Annotated in this window: 19 protein-coding genes; 16 read left to right on the forward strand and 3 right to left on the reverse strand. The window is 61.5% G+C overall.

What is annotated here, in order from left to right; all coding sequences use genetic code 11:
- The first annotated feature begins 54 nt into the window (after positions 1 to 54).
- From ftsW to GOW04_RS00885, 16 genes are all read left to right on the forward strand, one after another.
- Positions 55 to 1,218, forward strand: a complete 1,164-nt coding sequence (gene ftsW, locus GOW04_RS00810) for a putative lipid II flippase FtsW (protein WP_152458661.1) — start codon at positions 55 to 57, stop codon at positions 1,216 to 1,218.
- A complete protein-coding gene (locus GOW04_RS00815; protein ID WP_171227901.1) occupies positions 1,218 to 2,315 on the forward strand; it encodes a UDP-N-acetylglucosamine--N-acetylmuramyl-(pentapeptide) pyrophosphoryl-undecaprenol N-acetylglucosamine transferase in 1,098 nt (365 codons plus the stop codon). The genes ftsW and GOW04_RS00815 overlap by 1 nt, the downstream gene beginning before the upstream one ends.
- Positions 2,312 to 3,721: a UDP-N-acetylmuramate--L-alanine ligase gene (gene murC, locus GOW04_RS00820; protein ID WP_152458659.1), complete on the forward strand. Its 1,410-nt coding sequence runs from the start codon at positions 2,312 to 2,314 to the stop codon at positions 3,719 to 3,721. Before GOW04_RS00815 ends, murC begins: the two co-directional genes overlap by 4 nt.
- Before the next feature lie 76 nt (positions 3,722 to 3,797).
- Complete coding sequence (locus GOW04_RS00825; RefSeq protein ID WP_152458658.1) at positions 3,798 to 4,046, forward strand: DUF2484 family protein; 249 nt, start codon at positions 3,798 to 3,800, stop codon at positions 4,044 to 4,046.
- Positions 4,043 to 4,309 (forward strand): DUF2484 family protein, encoded by a 267-nt coding sequence (locus GOW04_RS00830; protein ID WP_171114920.1) that lies wholly within the window; start codon positions 4,043 to 4,045, stop codon positions 4,307 to 4,309. The genes GOW04_RS00825 and GOW04_RS00830 overlap by 4 nt, the downstream gene beginning before the upstream one ends.
- 24 nt (positions 4,310 to 4,333) lie before the next feature.
- The gene (locus GOW04_RS00835) at positions 4,334 to 4,627 is read left to right on the forward strand and encodes a hypothetical protein (RefSeq protein ID WP_171231258.1); all 294 of its coding nucleotides are present in this window, start codon (positions 4,334 to 4,336) and stop codon (positions 4,625 to 4,627) included.
- Entirely contained in the window at positions 4,624 to 5,550 is a 927-nt protein-coding gene (gene murB / locus GOW04_RS00840) for a UDP-N-acetylmuramate dehydrogenase (RefSeq protein ID WP_171231259.1), read from the forward strand. The genes GOW04_RS00835 and murB overlap by 4 nt, the downstream gene beginning before the upstream one ends.
- Positions 5,551 to 5,658: 108 nt before the next feature.
- Positions 5,659 to 6,576, forward strand: coding sequence for a D-alanine--D-alanine ligase (locus tag GOW04_RS00845; protein ID WP_171167228.1), 918 nt, complete (start codon positions 5,659 to 5,661; stop codon positions 6,574 to 6,576).
- Entirely contained in the window at positions 6,564 to 7,571 is a 1,008-nt protein-coding gene (locus GOW04_RS00850) for a cell division protein FtsQ/DivIB (protein ID WP_171231260.1), read from the forward strand. The genes GOW04_RS00845 and GOW04_RS00850 overlap by 13 nt, the downstream gene beginning before the upstream one ends.
- An 8-nt stretch (positions 7,572 to 7,579) precedes the next feature.
- The gene (gene ftsA, locus GOW04_RS00855; protein ID WP_170344711.1) at positions 7,580 to 8,914 is read left to right on the forward strand and encodes a cell division protein FtsA; all 1,335 of its coding nucleotides are present in this window, start codon (positions 7,580 to 7,582) and stop codon (positions 8,912 to 8,914) included.
- The gene (locus GOW04_RS00860; protein ID WP_152458652.1) at positions 8,901 to 9,320 is read left to right on the forward strand and encodes a hypothetical protein; all 420 of its coding nucleotides are present in this window, start codon (positions 8,901 to 8,903) and stop codon (positions 9,318 to 9,320) included. The genes ftsA and GOW04_RS00860 overlap by 14 nt, the downstream gene beginning before the upstream one ends.
- Before the next feature lie 348 nt (positions 9,321 to 9,668).
- Positions 9,669 to 11,273 carry a cell division protein FtsZ gene (ftsZ, locus tag GOW04_RS00865; RefSeq protein WP_171231261.1) on the forward strand — a complete coding sequence of 535 codons (1,605 nt, stop codon included), beginning with the start codon at positions 9,669 to 9,671 and terminating at the stop codon, positions 11,271 to 11,273.
- A 213-nt stretch (positions 11,274 to 11,486) separates the two neighbouring features.
- Positions 11,487 to 12,407 carry a UDP-3-O-acyl-N-acetylglucosamine deacetylase gene (gene lpxC / locus GOW04_RS00870; RefSeq protein WP_171231262.1) on the forward strand — a complete coding sequence of 307 codons (921 nt, stop codon included), beginning with the start codon at positions 11,487 to 11,489 and terminating at the stop codon, positions 12,405 to 12,407.
- A 126-nt stretch (positions 12,408 to 12,533) separates the two neighbouring features.
- Positions 12,534 to 13,397, forward strand: coding sequence for an outer membrane protein assembly factor BamD (locus GOW04_RS00875; protein ID WP_171114936.1), 864 nt, complete (start codon positions 12,534 to 12,536; stop codon positions 13,395 to 13,397).
- A 36-nt stretch (positions 13,398 to 13,433) separates the two neighbouring features.
- A complete protein-coding gene (gene recN / locus GOW04_RS00880) occupies positions 13,434 to 15,083 on the forward strand; it encodes a DNA repair protein RecN (protein ID WP_171231263.1) in 1,650 nt (549 codons plus the stop codon).
- 100 nt (positions 15,084 to 15,183) lie between these two features.
- Entirely contained in the window at positions 15,184 to 16,869 is a 1,686-nt protein-coding gene (locus GOW04_RS00885; RefSeq protein WP_171114940.1) for a chloride channel protein, read from the forward strand.
- Between the two features lie 3 nt (positions 16,870 to 16,872).
- Here GOW04_RS00885 and GOW04_RS00890 read toward each other — a convergent pair whose 3' ends face one another.
- The 3 genes from GOW04_RS00890 to GOW04_RS00900 all read right to left on the reverse strand — a co-directional run bounded on the left by GOW04_RS00890 (position 16,873) and on the right by GOW04_RS00900 (position 20,527).
- The gene (locus GOW04_RS00890) at positions 16,873 to 18,240 is read right to left on the reverse strand and encodes a DUF3179 domain-containing protein (RefSeq protein WP_171231264.1); all 1,368 of its coding nucleotides are present in this window, start codon (positions 18,238 to 18,240) and stop codon (positions 16,873 to 16,875) included.
- A gap of 91 nt (positions 18,241 to 18,331) precedes the next feature.
- Positions 18,332 to 18,673, reverse strand: a complete 342-nt coding sequence (locus tag GOW04_RS00895) for a DUF427 domain-containing protein (RefSeq protein ID WP_171231265.1) — start codon at positions 18,671 to 18,673, stop codon at positions 18,332 to 18,334.
- 63 nt (positions 18,674 to 18,736) lie between these two features.
- Positions 18,737 to 20,527, reverse strand: coding sequence for an aminopeptidase P family protein (locus tag GOW04_RS00900; RefSeq protein WP_171231266.1), 1,791 nt, complete (start codon positions 20,525 to 20,527; stop codon positions 18,737 to 18,739).

Raw genomic sequence — 20,527 nt, forward strand, 5'->3', positions numbered from 1 at the left:
CTCAACCAGACCCCGAAAACGGGGCGTTGACGAGGCAGAGAGTGGCGGTATCTCATGACTGAGATGGTGTATGGCGCGGTCCAGGACCAGCGCGGAGAACCGATTCTACCGAAATGGTGGCGCACAATCGATCGCTGGACGATGTCCTGCGTTCTGATCCTGTTTGCCATCGGTCTATTGCTGGGGCTGGCGTCTTCGCCACCGCTGGCCGGGCGAAACGGGTTCGATCCGTTCCACTATGTCGAACGTCAGGCCATCTTCGGCGGATTGGCGCTGATTGCGATGCTTCTGACCTCGATGATGTCGCCGACGCTGGTGCGTCGTTTGGCGGTGCTGGGTTTCCTGGGGGCCTTCGTGGCACTGGTTTTCCTGCCCGTGTTCGGGACCGACTTTGGCAAGGGCGCGGTGCGCTGGTATTCGCTGGGGTTCGCCTCGCTTCAGCCGTCCGAGTTTCTGAAGCCCGGCTTCATCGTCGTTGCTGCATGGCTGCTGGCGGCCTCACAAGAGATCAACGGCCCGCCGGGGCGGATCTGGTCATTTGCCCTGTGCATGGCGATTGTCGGCATGCTGGTGATGCAACCTGATTTCGGTCAGGCCTGCCTGATCCTGTTCGGCTGGGGGGTGATGTATTTTGTCGCCGGGGCGCCGATGCTGCTGCTGGTCGGAATGGCCGGGTTTGTTGTTCTGGGCGGTATGTTCGCCTATTCCAATTCTGAACACTTTGCCCGCCGTATCGATGGCTTTCTGAATCAAGAGGTCGATCCGACCACCCAGTTGGGCTATGCCACCAACGCCATCCGCGAAGGGGGGCTGTTCGGCGTCGGTGTGGGTGAGGGGCAGGTCAAGTGGTCGCTGCCGGACGCGCATACCGATTTCATCATTGCCGTCGCGGCCGAAGAATACGGCCTGATCCTGGTACTGATCATCATCGCGCTTTATTCGTTGGTCGTGGTACGCTCGTTGCTGCGCCTGATGCGGGAACGCGACATGTTCATCCGGCTGGCGGGCACCGGTCTGGCCTGCATGTTCGGCGTGCAGGCGATGATCAACATGGGTGTTGCGGTTCGTCTGTTGCCCGCGAAGGGCATGACGCTGCCTTTTGTCAGCTATGGCGGCTCATCCCTGATTGCAGGGGGTATTGCGATCGGAATGCTGCTGGCCTTCACCCGAACCCGCCCACAGGGCGAGCTTGGCGAAATTCTGCGCGGACGAGGATAATGGGGACTCCATACCTGTTGATTGCGGCTGGCGGTACCGGGGGGCACATGTTCCCGGCTCAGGCGCTGGCCGAGGCGATGCTGAACAAGGGCTGGCGTGTGCGCCTGTCTACCGACCTGCGCGGCGCCCGCTATACCGGTGGTTTCCCGCATTCGACCGAGATCGTAGAGGCATCATCGGCCACTTTCGCGCGTGGCGGTCTGGCGGCCAAGGCCATGGCCGGCCCCAAGATTGCCGGTGGCGTGGCTGGCATGGTGTTCCAGATGATGCGGGACAAGCCCGACGTCGTTGTCGGTTTCGGCGGGTATCCCTCGATCCCGGCGCTGAGCGCTGCGACCATGCTCAAAATCCCCCGCATGATCCACGAACAGAACGGGGTGCTGGGGCGTGTGAACCAGTTGTTCGCCACCCGTGTCGCGCAGGTGGCCTGCGGTGTGTGGCCCACGGACCTGCCCGAGGGCGCGCATGGTATCCACACCGGAAACCCGGTCCGGTCCGCCGTTCTGGACCGCGCCGCGGCCGGTTACATTCCGCCCGGTGATTATCCGATGTCGGTCCTTGTCATGGGCGGGTCGCAAGGCGCACGCATCCTCAGCGATGTGGTGCCCGGTGCCATCGCCGCACTGCCCGAAGAAATCCGCACTCACATCCGCGTGGCACATCAGGCCCGGGACGAGGACGGCGAGCGCGTCACAGCCTTCTACAACGAACACGGCATCCGCGCCGATGTGCAGCCCTTCTTTGATGATGTCCCCCGTCGCATGTCGGATGCCCAACTGGTGATCTCGCGGTCTGGCGCGTCCAGCGTTGCCGATATCTCGGTCATCGGGCGCCCGTCGATTCTGATCCCCTTTGCCGCCGCCGCCGGAGATCACCAGACAGCCAACGCACGGGGCTTGGTGCAGGCGGGCGGGGCCATCATGATCCCGGAAAAGGCTCTTGACGTTCCCGCGCTGACACAGCAAATCACCACGGTTCTCACGAACCCCGAAGCCGCACAGAAAATGGCCCATGCAGCCTTGTCCGTTGGGGCACCTGACGCCACCGAGCGTCTGACCGCCCTTGTCGAACAATTGGCGCAGAAGGAGACCACATGAACCCAGCAACCAAACTGCCGCAGGACGTAGGGCCGATTCACTTTGTGGGGATCGGCGGGATCGGAATGTCAGGTATCGCCGAGGTGCTGCTCAATCTGGGGTATCAGGTGCAGGGCTCGGACCTGAAGGCATCGAAGATCACCGACCGGCTGGCAGGTCTGGGGGCCGAAATCTTTGTCGGTCAGCGCGCGGAAAACCTTGAAAACGCGGCCGTTGTGGTGGTCTCGACCGCGATCAAACCGGGCAACCCCGAGCTTGACGGCGCCCGTGCCCGCGGCCTTCCGGTGGTGCGCCGGGCTGACATGCTGGCCGAACTGATGCGGCTGAAATCCAACATCGCCATCGCCGGGACTCACGGCAAGACCACCACGACCACGATGATGGCCGAACTGATGGTGGCGGGGGATTTTGACCCGACCGTGATCAATGGCGGCATCATCCATGCCTATGGCTCGAACGCCCGGATGGGGCAGGGCGAATGGATGGTGGTCGAAGCGGACGAGAGCGACGGCTCGTTCAACCGCCTGCCCGCGACCATCGCAATCGTCACCAATATCGACCCCGAGCATATGGAGCATTGGGGCGATTTCGACACCCTGCGGGATGGGTTCCACGAATTCGTCTCGAACCTGCCCTTCTACGGGCTGGCCGTCTGCTGCACCGACCATGCCGAAGTGCAGGCCCTCGTGGGCCGTATCACCGACCGCCGCGTGCGCACCTATGGCTTCAACGCGCAGGCTGACGTGCGGGCCGAGAACCTGACCTACAAAGGCGGCGTCGCGCATTTCGACATTCACCTGCAATACGAAGACACGGTGATCGAAGGTTGCACGCTGCCGATGCCGGGCGACCACAATGTCTCCAATGCGCTCAGCGCCGTTGCTGTTGCCCGCCATTTGGGCATGAAAGCCGCTGAAATCCGTGAGGCGCTGGCCAATTTCGGTGGCGTCAATCGCAGGTTTACCAAGGTCGGAGAAGTCGACGGTGTCACCATCATCGACGACTATGGCCACCACCCCGTTGAAATCACCGCAGTCCTGAAGGCCGCGCGACAGGCGACCGAAGGTCGCGTGATCGCCGTGCACCAGCCGCACCGCTATTCGCGCCTGTCCAACCTGTTTGACGATTTCTGCACCTGCTTCAATGACGCCGACGTCGTGGCCATCGCCGATATCTTCGCCGCCGGAGAGGACCCGATCGAAGGCGCATCGCGCGACGATCTGGTGCAGGGCCTGATCCGTCACGGCCACCGCCACGCCCGCGCGCTGTTTGACGAAAACGATCTTGAGCGGCTTGTGCGCGAGCAGGCCCGCCCAGGCGATATCGTCGTCTGTCTCGGGGCCGGTACGATCAGCGCCTGGGCCAATGGTCTGCCCGAGAGATTGCAACGAAAACAAGCTGTTTGACTTCCCTTCTGTTTGGTGCACAACCTGAAAGTGAAAAAAGTTGCCCGCAGCCGCCGCATGTCCTCGGAGGGGACAGATGGACTATTCGATGATCCTTGCCGCCCTTTGGGTGATCTGCGCCACGATCGTGGCGTTCTTGCCGATGCGAATGCAGTTTCCACCGGGCGTGACCCTGCTGATCTGCGCTCCGGTTCTGATCGTCTGGCTGGGTTATGATCACGGTTGGTTCTGGTCGGTTTTCGCCTTCGGCGGATTCGTTTCGATGTTCCGCAACCCCATCCGGTATTACTGGCGAAAATGGGTGCGCGGGGAGGTCATGGAATGAACTGGTCCATCGCCCTTGCCGGTCTGTGGGGTGTTTCCGCGAATCTGCTGGCAATGATCCCAAGCAAAGACAACCACTGGACACGCGCCTATATCCTGATCGCCGTGGGCATTCCGATTCTGGGGTATGTCACCTATCAGAACGGCCCGTGGATCGGCTTGCTGGTGCTGGCCATGGGTATGTCCGTGCTGCGCTGGCCCGTGATTTATCTGACCCGTTGGACAAAGATGAAAATGCAGGGCATGAAGGCGGCTGACGAATAACCGGCCAGTTTCAGGAGGTCCGCCATGGCGTCCGTCGCCACATTTGCCTATCTGCCAATTCTTTCTTTCCTGCTAGGTGCCGCCGCCGGTTTCACGGCGGGCCGTTGGCTGGGCCTGCGCGGCTTGTTGTGGCTGATCGGTCTGGCCTCGGCCGCCGGGCTGGCGTTGATCGTGGTGCTGGCCGGTATTGGCACCGGCGAAGAAGAACAGGCGTTCGGCCCACTGGTCTGGCTGACCGCCGGCGTTCTTCCCTTTCTGTTCGCTGCAATCATGGGCGGTGTGGGCGGACGTAGCCTGGCGGTGCGTGCAGACGCATGACAACGTTTCCCGTTCCGAAAGGTCGCCTGTCTCGGGCGCGGCCTCTCTCTGAGCTCACATGGCTTCGCGTTGGCGGCCCGGCCGATTACCTGTTCCAGCCTGCCGATATCGAAGACCTGCAAGCGTTCCTGCGGGAACTGCCGGCACAAACCCCGGTCTTTCCGATGGGTGTCGGTTCGAACCTGATCGTTCGGGATGGGGGGCTGCGGGCCGTGGTGATCCGGCTGGGGCGCGGGTTCAATACTATCTCGGTCGAGGGCAACACAGTCACCGCAGGAGCCGCTGCGCTGGACGCGCATGTTGCGCGCAAGGCGGCGGATGCCGGTGTCGACCTGACCTTTCTGCGCACCATTCCGGGCTCGATCGGCGGCGCGGTGCGGATGAACGCGGGCTGTTACGGCAGCTACACGGCGGATGTTCTGCGCAAGGCCACGATTGTCACCCGGCAAGGCGCGCTTGTGGACCTGACACCCGAAGAGTTGAATTTTCGTTATCGCCAGACGGACCTGCCGGAAGGCGCAGTGCTGATTTCGGCTGTGTTCGAGGGCCCTTCAGGCAATCCCCAAGATCTCCATGCCCGTATGGCGGCGCAGTTGAAAAAGCGCGATGAAACCCAGCCGACCAAAGATCGCAGTGCGGGGTCGACCTTTCGCAATCCAGCCGGGTTTTCTTCGACCGGGCAGGCGGATGACGTGCATGACCTCAAGGCGTGGAAAGTGATCGACGACGCCGGAATGCGCGGCGCGACGCTTGGCGGTGCGCAGATGAGCCCGAAGCACTCGAATTTCCTGATCAATACCGGCTTGGCCACCGCTGCCGACCTCGAACGTCTTGGCGAAGAGGTGCGAAAAAAGGTTTACGAAACAAGCGGCATCACGCTAGAGTGGGAAATCATGCGGGTCGGTGATCCGCTGACAGAATAAAGCCCCAACCGTCAGACCATAACAGGCAAATTCAGGCGACGGATCAAAGGCATAAACACAGTACGGACCACCACATAAGGTCCGGGGACATTGAGGCGCACATTGGGTATGTCGAGCAGGACAAACCCCAAAGTGGCGGTATTGATGGGTGGACCCTCGGCGGAACGCGAGGTGTCTCTCAGCTCTGGGCGCGAATGCGCGGCCGCCCTTGTGGGAGAAGGCTTTGAAGTGGTCGAACTGGACGCAGGTCCCGACCTCTGCGCGCGCCTTGTGGACATCAAACCGGATGTGGTTTTCAACGCCCTGCATGGCCGCTGGGGCGAAGATGGGTGTGTGCAGGGCCTGCTGGAGTGGATGCGTATCCCTTACACCCATTCCGGTGTGCTGGCCTCGGCGCTGGCAATGGACAAGCAGCGCAGCAAAGAGATTTACCAAACCGAAGGGCTGCCCGTCGTACCGAGCGTGATCGTGCCCAAGGTCGAGGTGGTCGAAGTTCACGTGATGGAGCCGCCCTATGTGGCCAAGCCGAACAATGAAGGCTCCAGCGTTGGGATTTACATCGTCCACGAAAATGCCAACGGCCCGCCGCAGCTGGACGAGGCGATGCCTGATCTGGTGATGGTCGAGAAATACGTGGCAGGCCGCGAGTTGACCGTGACCGTGATGGGCGACCGCGCCCTGACCGTGACCGAAATCATGACAGATGGCGGCTGGTACGACTATGACGCCAAATACAAGCCTGGCGGCTCGTGGCATGTCCTGCCCGCCGACATCCCACAGGACATTTTCGACCGCTGCATGGACTACGCTGTGCGGGCGCATAACGTGCTGGGATGCAAGGGTGTGTCCCGCACGGACTATCGCTGGGATGACAGCAAGGGTGCCGATGGGTTGTTCCTGCTGGAAACCAATACCCAGCCCGGCATGACGCCAACCTCTCTGGTCCCGGAACAGGCCGCTCATCTTGGAATGACATTCGGCCAGCTCTGCGCCTGGATGGTGGAGGACGCCTCATGCGACCGCTGACCGCCAGCCGTTCACTGGAAATCCACCGCAGCAAACCACTTGCGGGACCGGATGCCGATTTCGCCTCGGCCGACACGGACTCGCACGAGGCCGAACCGCTTTTGCGCCTGCGCGGTGCGCGTGTGTTTTCCCGCTCCGCAAGACGCAGTGACCCTGCGCCGTCCCGTCTCAGCTATCGGCTGCAACGCTGGATGCTGACGCCGGGCATTCGCCTTGGTGTCAAGGTGGGCCTGCCGATCTGCGCCATCGCTGCCGCGCTTGGCATCTTCTTTGCCTCGCAGGACCGTCGCGACGCACTTGCCGCTTATATCGCCGATGTGCGCACTTCGATTCAGGAGCGCCCCGAATTCATGGTCAACCTGATGGCCATCGACGGGGCCGGAACCGACCTGTCCGAAGACATCCGCGAAATCGTGCCGCTGGATTTCCCGATCAGTTCCTGGGATCTGGATGTGGAACAGATCCGCGACACGATCACCGGGCTGGACCCGGTGAAATCCGCAACCGTCAGAATCCGCCCCGGAGGCATCCTGCAAGTCGATGTCGTCGAGCGTCAGCCGGTGATCGTCTGGCGAACGCGCGAGGGGCTTGAACTGCTGGATGAGACAGGCGCGCATGTCAAGGAAGCCAACTCTCGCAAGGATCACGCCGATCTGCCGCTGATCGCGGGGACGGGCGCCGACGATCATGTCGGAGAAGCACTGGAGCTTCTGCGGACTTCGCGCAGCCTGGGCAATCGCGTGCGCGGCTTGGTGCGCGTGGGAGAGCGGCGCTGGGATCTGGTGCTGGACCGTGGCCAGCGCATCATGCTGCCGACCGAACGCCCGGTGCGTGCGTTGGAACGCGTGCTTGCCGTGAACGAGGTACAGGACCTTCTGGAACGTGACGTGGCCGTGGTCGACATGCGCCTCGGGCAGCGTCCGACCATCCGAATGACCAAAGCCGCCAGCGAAGACTGGTGGAACACAAAAGTGACAGTGAGTAACGGGCAGTAACGACCATGATGACCGATCTTTATCAGTCCCAACGTGCCATGCGTCAGATGCGGCGACAGGCTTTGCAACGCGGCGTGATTGCGATTCTGGATGTGGGCAGCTCGAAAATCGCTTGTCTTGTGCTGCGCTTTGACGGAACCGGTCGGCTGAGCGAGGACAACACCATCGGTTCCATGGCGGGGCAGACGGGTTTTCGCGTCATCGGTGCCGCGACCACCCGGTCGCGGGGCGTCCAGTTCGGCGAAGTCACAGCCATGCAAGAAACCGAACGTGCCATCCGCACCGCGCTTCAGGCCGCACAGAAGATGGCCGACATCCGCGTCGATCATGTGATCGCCTGTTTCTCGGGCGCGAACCCGCGCTCTTACGGGCTGGATGCGCAAGTCGATCTTGACGGTCAGATCGTGACCGAGGCCGAAGTGGGCCGGGTTCTGAACGCTTGCGACGTGCCGGATTATGGTGACGGGCGTGAAGTGCTTCATGCTCAACCGGTGAATTTTGCGCTCGACAACCGGTCTGGCCTGATCGACCCGCGCGGGCAGATGGGCCAGAGCCTTGCGGTCGACATGCATATGCTGACCGTGGATTCGTCAGCGATCCAGAACATCGTGCGCTGTATCAAGCGCTGTGATCTTGAACTCGCGGGTATTGCCAACTCGGCCTATGTCTCGGGCATCTCGGCGCTGGTCGAAGACGAGCAGGAACTGGGCGCCGCCTGTATCGACATGGGCGGCGGCACCACAAGCGTGTCGATCTTCATGAAAAAGCACATGATCTATGCCGATTGCGTGCGCATGGGCGGCGATCACGTGACCGCCGATATCTCGATGGGCCTGGGTGTACCTGCCGCCGTGGCGGAACGGATCAAGACATTCAATGGCGGCGTTCATGCTACCGGGGCCGACGACAGGGATATGATTGATATCGGTGGTGACACCGGCGATTGGGAACACGACCGCCGCACCGTCAGCCGTGCCGAGCTGATCGGCATCATGCGCCCGCGTGTCGAGGAAATTCTTGAAGAGGTCCGCGTCCGGCTGGACGCCGCCGGGTTTGAACATATGCCAAGCCAGCAGATCGTGCTGACCGGCGGCGGCAGCCAGATCATGGGGCTGGACGGGTTGGCCACGCGCATCCTCGGTCAACGCGTTCGCCTGGGCCGCCCCTTGCGCGTGCATGGCCTGCCGCAATCAGCCACCGGGCCCGGGTTCTCATCCGCTGTCGGCCTCAGCCTGTTTGCGGCCCATCCTCAGGATGAATGGTGGGATTTTGAAATCCCGGTCGACACCTATGCCGCGCGCCCGTTCAAGCGCGCCGTACGGTGGTTCCGTGACAACTGGTAGAGTCCTGCGCGGGGGTGCTCTGTGCGCGGCGCTGCTGCCTTGCTGGGCCTCGGCCCAGACCATGATCACGCCCGAAGCGTTTCTGGACGCGGCGGTCGGCAAAACTCTGACATTCTACGAAATCCGCAGCGGTGGCCTGGTGGGAACCGAACAATTCCTGAATCGCCGCATGTCGGTCTGGCGCGAAGAGGGGCAGGGCTGTGTCTACGGGCAGATCACGACGCCAAACGGTCAGTTGTGTTTTCTGTACGACAATGACCCGGACGGCATTCCGGTCTGTTGGTGGCCATTTTTGCATGAAGGTCGTTTGATGGTGCGGCTTGCCTCATTCGTCGATGGGGAAATACAGGAAGTGCGATCCATGACTGACCGCGGCCTGGACTGTCCAAATGCACCGCTCAGCTGAAGAAATCGGTTGCAGCGTTTCGATTTATCCCGCAAAATATCCACAAGGCCCGAAAGAGGCCTCGCGGCAGGACCTGAGCAGTGTTCCGCAATGTAGATGACAGTCGATCAGAGCGCGATGAACGAATGTGTCCTCGCGTTCATGCCGGTTGTCTAGTGATGGGCGCCGTTGTTTCCGCTATATCTGGCATGACCTGCGAAATGCCGCCGGTTTATGCCTTATTTCCTCCATATTTTGTGGGAAAACGCGATTTTTGACGTGACCTTTTGGCATCAGGCCGTTAGAATCGTGCAAGGATAGGTAAGAAAAACACCGCTTTGGCGGGACATAAATACAGGCGGACAGAGCATGACATTGAATCTTTCGATGCCCGGGCACGACGAACTGAAGCCTCGGATTACAGTATTTGGCGTTGGCGGCGCAGGCGGGAACGCCGTCAACAACATGATTGAAAAACAGTTGGACGGCGTTGATTTCGTGGTCGCCAACACCGACGCACAGGCGCTGCAACAAAGCCAGTCCTCTGCGCGGGTGCAGCTGGGCGTGAAAGTCACCGAAGGTCTGGGGGCAGGGGCCCGCCCGACCGTAGGCGCGGCCGCCGCCGAGGAAAGTATCGAACAGATCGTGGACCACCTTGCTGGCGCTCATATGTGCTTCATCACTGCTGGTATGGGCGGCGGTACCGGAACGGGGGCTGCTCCGATCATCGCGCAAGCCGCGCGTGAGCTGGGTGTACTGACCGTCGGTGTCGTAACCAAGCCCTTCCAGTTCGAGGGTGCCAAGCGGATGCGTCAGGCCGAAGATGGGGTTGAGGCGCTGCAGCAGGTCGTCGACACGCTGATCATCATCCCCAACCAGAACCTGTTCCGCCTGGCCAATGAAAAGACCACCTTTACCGAGGCGTTCTCGATGGCTGACGACGTTCTGTATCAGGGCGTCAAAGGCGTGACCGACCTGATGGTGCGCCCCGGCCTGATCAACCTCGACTTTGCCGACGTTCGCGCCGTGATGGACGAGATGGGCAAGGCGATGATGGGCACCGGCGAGGCAACAGGCGAAGACCGCGCCATCCAGGCGGCGGAAAAGGCCATTGCAAACCCGCTGTTGGACGAAATCAGCCTCAAGGGCGCCAAAGGCGTGCTGATCAACATCACCGGGTCGCACGACCTGACCCTTTTCGAGTTGGACGAGGCCGCCAACCGCATCCGCGAGGAAGTGGATCCCGAGGCCAATATCATCGTCGGCTCGACGCTGGATACCGCCATGGAAGGCGGAATGCGCGTGTCTGTTGTTGCAACCGGCATCGACGCCAGCGAAAAAACGACCGAAGTCCCGGTGGCGCGCCGTTCGATGTCCGAACCGCTGACCCGCACGGTTTCGGCTGAAGAGCATGTTCAGGAAGAAGCGCGCGTAGCTGCCGACGCAGCAGAGCCTGCCCCGCAGCCGGAAGAAAACCGCGAACCTTCGCTGTTCGAAGCCGCCGAAGAACCGGCGCGGCCGCAATTCCAGACGCGCGACGAGCGTGACGATGACGGCCTGCCGCCACCCGCTTATCAGCCGCGTGTGGCCGAATTCGAGCCGCAGCCAGAGCACGTTGAGCCCGCGCCCGAGGCATTCGTGGCACCGCGCGGGCATGCTGCCGGCACCCCGTCGCCCGAGGCATTGCAGCGTTTGCAGGCTGCTGTGCAGAAGGTTCCGTCGTCGCCACAGCGACCGGCAGCGCCTCGCCAACCCGAAGCGGTTTCGCAACCGGAACCTGAGGAGCGGTCGCGTTTTGGCTTCAATCGTCTGATCGATCGGATGACAGGTCATGCCTCGGATACACCGGCCCAACCGCCCCGGCAGCAGCCCGTTTTGCGACAGTCCGAGGCGACCGCGCCGCTTCAGGAAGAGGCCGATCCGGATCAGGACCGTATCGAAATTCCGGCCTTCCTGCGCCGTCAAGCCAACTGATCGCGGTAACAAAATCCACTCAAAGGGCTGCCATTTGGCGGCCCTTAATTGTTTATTAACAGTAACTTGCAACTATGTAAGCAGGGTTTTGCCGATCTGTTACATACATGTTTCAATCGGTTGCAAAGAGTGAGTTGAGCCTTGACGCGGGCTTCCTTAACTCAGTGTCCAACACGGCCCAAGCAGGCTGGACACTACTCACCGAGGCCCATTTTGCAACATACGCTCAAATCTCCGGTCACGTTTAAAGGCGTCGGGCTGCACAGTGGTAAGCCGGCGACCATGGTCCTGAAACCGGCGGCGGCTGGTCATGGCATCTGGTTCAAGCGGACGGATATTCAACTGGGCGACGCGATGATCCCGGCGATCTACTATGCGGTTGAACGGACCCCGCTTTGTACGCGTCTGGTGAATGATGCCGGTGTTTCGGTTTCCACCGTCGAACATATCATGGCTGCATTGGCCGGATGTGGCGTGCACAACGCGCTTGTCGAGATCGACGGCCCCGAAGTTCCGATCATGGACGGCTCTTCGATCGAATTTGTGCGTGGCATTATGGCCAGAGGCGTGCGCCGTCAGGCCAGCCCGGTATTGGCCTATGAGGTTCTGAAAACCGTCACCGCATCCCGCGAAGGCGCGAGCGCCAGCCTTGCGCCCGCTGACGGGCTGATCATCGACTTCCATATCGATTTCGAAGACGGTGCCATTGGCAGCCAGAGCAAAACGCTTGATATGCGCAACGGTTCCTTCGCGCGTGAACTCAGCGATTGTCGCACGTTCTGCCGTCGCACGGATGTCGAGGCGATGCGCGAAAACGGGTTGGCCTTGGGCGGCACGCTTGAAAATGCCGTGGTCGTTCAGGGCGTCGAAGTTCTGACACCGGGCGGTTTCCGCCGGGTCGACGAGGCCGTGCGTCACAAGATGCTGGATGCTCTGGGTGATCTCTATCTGGCTGGTGGGCCGATTTTGGGTCACTTCACCGGAAACAAGTCGGGTCATTCGCTGACCAACACATTGCTGCGCAACCTGTTCGAAACGCCAGGCGCCGTGCGCCCGGTGCTGTGCACACCGGAACAGGCCGCGCGCCTGCCGGGGCAGGGGCTTGTTGTCAACGAAATTCCCGAAGTGGCCTGATCAGATCAACTCTGACGACATTTGCGCCAGAAGTCGCATAAGGCGTTTTGCACCGGAATTTTCTGTGCTAGACCATGGCTCAAATCGGGGCAAACCCCATTAAGCAAGACGACAAGGATGGGCGGTATGGTTGGCAGCAAAGCGGCAGTCAGATTCGCGGGTGCGATTCTTCTGGCAGCAGTTTTGACGGCATGCGGCAACGCCGGCGGCCTTTTTGGCAACAAGGGCGCGGACCGTGAACAGAACCTGGAAGGGTTCACGCCGGAACAGATCTATACCCGAGGTGAATACGAACTGTCGCAGAATCGCTCGGACGACGCGGCGTGGTATTTCTCGGAAGTAGAACGTTTGTATCCGTATTCGGACTGGGCCAAGCGCGCGCTGATCATGCAGGCGTTTTCGTTCCATTCGGACCAGAATTACGAAGAAAGCCGCGCGGCGGCGCAGCGTTATATCGATTTCTATCCGACGGATGAAGATGCTGCTTATGCGCAGTATCTGCTGGCGCTCAGCTATTATGATCAGATCGACGAAGTAGGGCGTGACCAGGGCCTGACCTTCCAGGCGCTGCAATCTCTGCGGACCGTGATCGAGGTCTATCCGGACAGCGAATACGCCACATCGGCGGTTCTGAAGTTCGATTTGGCCTTCGACCATCTGGCGGGCAAGGAAATGGAGATCGGGCGCTACTACTTGCGTCAGGATCACTATATTGCCGCTATCAACCGGTTCCGTGTTGTGGTCGAAGACTTTCAGACCACATCCCACACCGCCGAAGCACTGTATCGTCTGGTCGAGGCCTATCTGTCGCTTGGCCTGCTGGACGAAGCGCAGACCGCAGGTGCCATTCTTGGCTACAACTACCAGTCCTCGGAATGGTATGACGATGCGTACAAACTGTTGACCTCTCGCGGGCTTGATCTCAAGAGCCGCGGTAACAACTGGCTCAGCACGATTTATCGTCAGACCATCAAAGGTGAATGGTTGTAATCGCGATGGCCTTTGGTCCGGGACGCTGAAGACCACATGCTGCGCGCCCTTGATATCCGCGATATGCTGATCATCGACCGGCTGGAATTGAGCTTTCAGCCGGGCTTGAACGCACTGACCGGCGAGACCGGCGCGGGCAAATCGATTCTGCTGGATTCGCTTGGCTTCGTGTTGGGCTGGCGAGGGCGCGCGGAGCTGGTGCGGCAGGGGGCCGCACAGGGTGAGGTCGTCGCCGAATTTGAACTCTCTGCCGATCATCCCGCACATGCGATCCTCGCTGAAGCCGGCCTGCCGGGGGGGCAGGAACTGATCCTGCGTCGCGTCAACACGGCCGAGGGGCGCAAGACCGCCTGGGTCAATGACCGCCGCTGCTCGGGCGAAGTTCTGCGGGCGCTGTCCGAGACCCTGATCGAACTGCACGGACAGCATGATGACCGCGGTTTGCTAAACCCACGTGGTCATCGGGCGATGCTGGACGAATTCGCACAGGTCTCAGCGCAGCTGACAAACGTGCGAACCGCCTGGGCCGCGATGTCCCGTACCCGCAAGGCGCTGGCCGAGACCGAGGCCGCTCTGGCTGCCGTCCGCAGCGAGGAAGAATTCCTGCGTCACGCGGTCGCCGAACTTGACCAGCTTGACCCGAAACCCGGTGAGGATGCCGAGCTGGATGCCCGCCGCCGCATGATGCAAGGGGCCGAGCGGATTCGCGACGATGTTGCGCGTGCCTTTGCCCTGTTGTCCGGGGACGGGGCGGAAGGGGCCATGTCCGACGCCATCCGCTGGCTGGAAGGCGTCTCGGACAATGCGGGCGGCCAGTTGGAAGAACCGATAGCAGCGCTCGGGCGCGCGATGATCGAGTTGGGCGAGGCGCAGGATGGCGTGAATGCCTGCCTTCAGGCGCTGGACTTCAACCCGGTGGAATTGGAACAGGCCGAGGAACGCCTGTTTGCCATCCGTGCGCAGGCCCGCAAACATGACGTGGCCCCGGATGATCTGGGTTCGTTTGCCGACACTCTGCGTGACCGGTTGAACCGGTTGGAGGCAGGGGATGCCGACCTGGCAGACAGGCGAGCGGCCGTGGACGCGGCGCAACAGGCCTATGACGCCGCCGCAGCCGACCTCAGCGCCGCGCGCAAGGCCGCCGCCGGACGGCTTGACGCGGCCGTCATGGCGGAACTGGCCCCGCTCAAGATGGAACGCGCCGTGTTCCAGACCGAGATCACCCCGGCTGAAGCCGGCCGCGAAGGCACCGACGCGGTGGCCTTCACCGTGGCCACCAACCCCGGTGCGCCGGCGGGACCGCTGAACAAGATCGCCTCGGGGGGTGAGCTCAGCCGCTTCCTGCTGGCCCTCAAGGTCTGCCTGTCTGGCGACGACAGTGCCCGGACGATGATCTTTGACGAAATCGATCGCGGTGTCGGTGGGGCAACCGCCGATGCCGTCGGGCGCAGGCTGGCGTCGCTGGCGCAGGGCGGGCAGGTTCTGGTTGTCACCCATTCCCCTCAAGTCGCCGCACGGGCGGCGCATCACTGGCGGGTGCAGAAACAGGTTACTGACGGACAAACCCTGTCCACCGTCATTCCTTTGGCCGAACCGGATCGGGTGGACGAGATCGCGCGCATGGTGGCCGGCGACACCATCACCGAAGAAGCCCGTGCCGCCGCCCGGGCTCTGTTGCAGGCCTGATGCGGCGATGGCGTGAATTGGTGCTCACACTGTCGCTATCTCACTTTTATATGGGCGCTCCGTGGCTTACTAAGGGTTAAGTGATGATCCCCGAGGGCCAATGACCCAATCGACCCGCACCGTTCTGCGCAACCAGTTCAATCAGGCTCTGGCCGCGATCAAGGATGCGTGGCGGGTCATGCTGCGCCGGGGGCCAAGCCAGATCCAGTTCTGGTTCATTGCGCTGGCCATCGGGATCGCGGCCGGTTTCATGGCGCTTGGCTTCCGCAAGGCCATCCGCGCGCTGCAAGCCTATCTTTACGATACCGATGACATCCTGCTGCTGCACAGCCACGCCGAGAAACTGCCATGGTTCATGGTTCTGATCATTCCCATCTTCGGTGGCCTGGTCGTCGGCATCATCCTGAACCGGTTCACCAATGACGGCCGAGTCCGGTCGGTTGCCGACGTGATCGAAGGTTCGGCCATCACCGACGGGCGGGTCGAGGTCAAGGCGGGCATCGCGTCGTTTTTTGCCTCGCTGATCACGCTCAGTTCGGGCGGGTCAACAGGCCGCGAGGGGCCGGTGGTGCATATGGCCGGAGTGATTTCCACATGGGTCAGCAACCGCATACACGCGGATGGGATCACGGGACGTGACCTGTTGGGATGTGCCGTTGCCGCGGCCGTGTCGGCCAGCTTCAACGCCCCCATTGCGGGGGCCTTGTTCGCGCTCGAGGTCGTGCTGCGCCATTTCGCCGTTCACGCATTTGCCCCGATCGTCATCGCCTCGGTCGCGGGAACGGTGATCAACCGGCTGGAATATGGCGACGTCACCGAGTTCACGCTGGAGACGCCGGGATCGCTGCAATTCTATGTCGAGCTTCCGGCCTTCCTGATCCTGGGCCTGATCTGCGGACTTGTCGCGCTGCTGCTGATGCGGTCGATTTTCTTTGCCGAGGATATTGGCAGCCATATCCAGAACCGCCTGTCGATTCCGGCTTGGCTGCGCCCTGCGGTGTCCGGGGCGATGCTGGGGCTGATGGCGATCTGGTTTCCGCATATCATCGGCGTGGGGTACGAGACGACAATTCGCGCCCTGACCGGTGATCTGGTGCTGACCACGGCCATCCTGTTTGCGGTGATCAAAACGGTTGCGGTGGCGATTACCATGGGCGGGCGCATGGGCGGTGGGGTGTTCTCTCCGTCTCTGATGGTCGGGGCGTTGACCGGGCTGGCCTTCGGTCTGATCGCCACCGGGTTGCTGCCGGATGTGTCGGGCACGCATACGCTTTATGCCTTTGCCGGAATGGGCGCCGTGGCTGCGGCGGTGCTGGGCGCGCCCATCTCGACCACTTTGATCGTTTTTGAACTGACCGGCGATTGGCAGATCGGCCTTGCCGTGATGGTAAGCGTATCCATGTCCACGGCCTTGGCCTCGCGCCTGGTGGACCGGTCTTTCTTCCTGACCCAGCTGGAACGGCGTGATGTCCACCTGGCCGCGGGGCCGCAGGCTTATCTGCTGGCAATGCTTCGCGCCGGAGCCGTGATGCGCCCGCTTGGGGATCCGCGGTCGATCACGAAGGAAGAGGCGCAGGGGCTGATCGACCAGGGCCTGTGCATTCAGGCCAGCGCCACGCTGGAAGCCGCCATGCCCTATTTTGATCGTGACGACATCCCCTGCATTCCGGTTGTCATTCTGGAAAACGACGGCTCTGAAACACCGGTTGGGGCGCTCTATCACGTCGATGCGCTCAAGGCATATAACAGGGCGCTTGCGGCCACGGCTGCCGAAGAGCATTCCTGAGTTTCACTCACCATACACGCTGGCTGCGTCGCCCAGATAATTGTCCCACGCAAACCAGTAGGAAACATGACCGGCGACTCGTGGCAAACGCGTTCCATCCGGCCCGATCAAAGCCTCTTCCGTGACGGCCCAACCGTTCCCCGCGCTATCCTGCAACCCGCCTTGCGTCGCCCGGAACGCATGCGTTTTTCGCTCATAGGCCCGCACGCTGCGCTCTTTGGGATCGCCAATCAGAACCAGAGGTGTCCGACCGATTGCATCGTTGATCACCGGTTTGCCCTTGAACGCATCCAGAGGCCAGGCGCGGGCTGCACCAAACTGGCGCACGGCAAAGATGTAATCCTTCTGCCGATGCCGGGACTGATCCACAACCGCCGGGAACATCAGCTCGCTCGAGGCGAAATAGTCGCGATAAACGACCCCTGATCCGTAATTGCGCCGATGCCCGGTGTTCAGCGACAGAACACGGGTTTTGGGATGCGAGGTCCTCCAACTGTCCCATGTCGTGATCACCACAGGGCGCTGTTTCAACGTGATGCCGCTGTTCGCCAAAGGCCCCACAACAGGCCTGCCGGTATACTGGTTCCACAGCGAATGCGTCTCTCGGTCAAACATCAGCTTGTTCGAGCGATAGAGGAAACCTGACGACCCGAAAATGAACGGCTTTCGCCGCCCCGCCACCTGGGTTTCAAACAGGATGCCCGACCCGCAAAGCGTGCAATAGGCCAGCGCCACGGGCACGCCGCCGATCACCTCGTTGAACATCTCGTGCCAGCCCATGATCCGCAGGGGATAGGCACGCTCATCCCCGTTGATGGCCACGCCGAATACCAGATCATCGCCTTTCAGATACCCCGCATTCGAAGCAGAGATCAGGGTGGGATTGTCCAGGGACGGAATGCCATCCTTGTACACACCGCCCCAGGCGATCTCTTCCAGGCGGATCTTCATCTTGTCGCGTTGCAGATATTCGGGCCGCAGGAGCAGATCGAAATTCGGGTCGATCCCCAGAAGAACCTCGCGCTTGAACGGGATCAACGACGGATGAGGGACAATCTGCGGGTTTCGTTCTTGCCACAGCATCCACTCGAACCAGTCATTGCCGTGCCGTTGCCCGGTCAAGGCCTCCATCACCTCGACAATCTCATCCCGTCGCCTGTCGGCAAAACGCATCGCAGTCAGCAACCCGGCCACGACGTCCGGCTGGCCGCGGTCCTTCAGATACGCCATCTGCGCCTCAAATGCGGTCCGACGCCCGCTCAGCGTGCTGCGCAACGCGTCCAGAACCGGATCCTGCTGCGCCCACAGCACACTGGGTGCCATTGCACCAGCCCCGATCATCCCAGCAAAACCGCGACGTGAAATCGACATGAAAGCCTCCGGTGTTACCCCGGAGCAAGTGTGCCGCAAATGCCGTTCACGTGCATGCCACAGCTGCGTGAGGTGGGCGCGGGGTCTGGCGTTAGATCTGCTCCACCTTCACCGATTCAGCCGGGTAGAATGCCAGATGGTCCTTGATCTCGGCCACTGCCTGAATCGGCTCCTCATAGCTCCAGACCGCGTTGTCGGTAACGGATGACTTGTTGACGATGGAAAAATGCGTCGCGTCGCCCTTGCCGGGGCAGTGGGTCACCTTGTCGGTCCGATCCAGAAACGCCATCGCAACATCGTTGCGCGGGAAATAGATCACCGGATCCTTGTCGCCTTCAAGCAGTTCCAGCGCGTTGTTCGTTTCGCCCAGGATCGCACCGCCCGAGCGGACAGTCCATTTGCCCGGCGCTTTCCGGATCGTGATCTCAGCCATTCCTCTTCCTTCCGTCGTCGTATCAGGGCCACCCCTCTGCCTGTTTTATGTAACAGACCCGTGTCAGATTGGGGCAGTTGCGGCATCCAACCACAGTTGTGCGTCATGTCCCAGCCTTGGGCGGATTTTTTCCGCAACGTCGCGGTGATAGGCATTCAGCCAGTCGCGTTCGTCGGTCGTCAACATATCGACCATGATCAGTCTGCGGTCAATCGGTACATAGGTCAGCGTGCGCCAGTTCAGCATCGCGCGTTCGGGATCGCCACCGGGAAGCAGAGGAGCGTCTTCCACCACCACAAGGTTTTCGATGCGGATGCCAAAGGAGCCTTCCCGGTAATACCCGGGTTCGTTTGACAGGATCATGCCGGGTTGCAGCGGTACATGGCTGACTTTGGACAGCCGTTGCGGCCCTTCATGCACGCTCAGATAGGCGCCGACCCCATGTCCGACCCCATGGTTGAAATCCTGTGCCGCAGACCACAGCGGCACGCGGGCCACACATTCGATATCCCGCCCGGCAAGGCCCGCAGGCCAGCGCAGCATCGACATGGCAATCATGCCCTTCAGAACCCGGGTGAAGCAGGTTTTTTCCTCGGTTCCGACGTCACCGATGGCGATGGTTCGGGTGATGTCGGTGGTGCCGTCCAGATACTGCCCGCCACTGTCCAGCACCAGAATATGGCCGTTTTCCAGGCGGCTGTCGGTCTCTTCCGTCACGCGGTAATGCATGATCGCGCCGTTCGGACCCGTGCCTGCAATGGTATCGAACGAGATGTCCTGAAGCGCATTGTCCTTACGCCGGTTTTCTTCCAGCCGGGTGACAACCTGTGTTTCGGTCACGCTGCCCGGGGCCTGTTGGTCCAGCCAGCACAACGTCTCGGTAACCGCAACCGCATCGCGCAAATGCGCCTCGGCGCTGCCCGCGATTTCAGCCGCATTCTTGCAGGCTTTGGGCAGGGCGCAGGGATCGCCGCCATCCGTCATCGCATTACCCAGCGCATCGGCCACGATCTGAGGTACCGAAGCGGCATCCACCTGCACCGGACCGGCCAGAGCCGCAACCGCATCCAGAAATTCGCCCACAGCGCGCAAAGTCACCTGAGAGCCCAGATGATCCCGTAACCCGGCCAGTTTTTCTGCCGCCATGAACAGATCGACCTGACCTCCTGCATGAAGAATGGCAAAGCCGTGGGCCACCGGGTTATAGGCGATATCCGACCCACGGATGTTCAACAGCCACATAATGGAATCCGGCAGGGTGATCACCGCTGCCTTGTGTCCGGCCCGCCGAAGGTCTTCGGCCAGACGGGCGATCTTGCTGTCCGCACCTTCCCCGGCAAATTCGATCGGATGCGCCTTGACCGGGTTCATCGGCGGTGCGGGTTGATCGGCCCAGATCCGGTCCACAAGGTTTTCGCATCTCACCAGTTCGATGTCCGATCCTTCCAGATCACTCAATGTGCCGGAAATCTGCCCCGCCGCATGCAGCCACGGGTCAAAACCGACCTTGCCGCCGTTGGGCAATTGCTGTTTCAGCCAGGCGCTCAGGCTTACCTCGGGCCAGGGGACCGGGGTGAAATCTGCGGCAACTTGTGCCTTGACCTGGGTGCGATAGCGCCCGTCGATGAAAACTCCGGCCACGTCGCGCAGGGCGGCGCAAAACCCGGCCGAGCCCGTGAACCCGGTCAGCCAGGCCAGACGTTCATCGCGCGCCGCGACATACTCTCCCTGATGCGCATCCGCCCGCGGAATCAGAAACCCATCCAGCCCTTCTTGCACCATCTGTTCGCGCAAGGCGGCCAGCCGCGGTGGCCCCTGTTCCGGGCGGGCGGTCACTTCGAAGGATTGGAACAT

The organism is Ruegeria sp. HKCCA4812, from assembly GCF_013034245.1.
Taxonomy (GTDB): domain Bacteria; phylum Pseudomonadota; class Alphaproteobacteria; order Rhodobacterales; family Rhodobacteraceae; genus Ruegeria.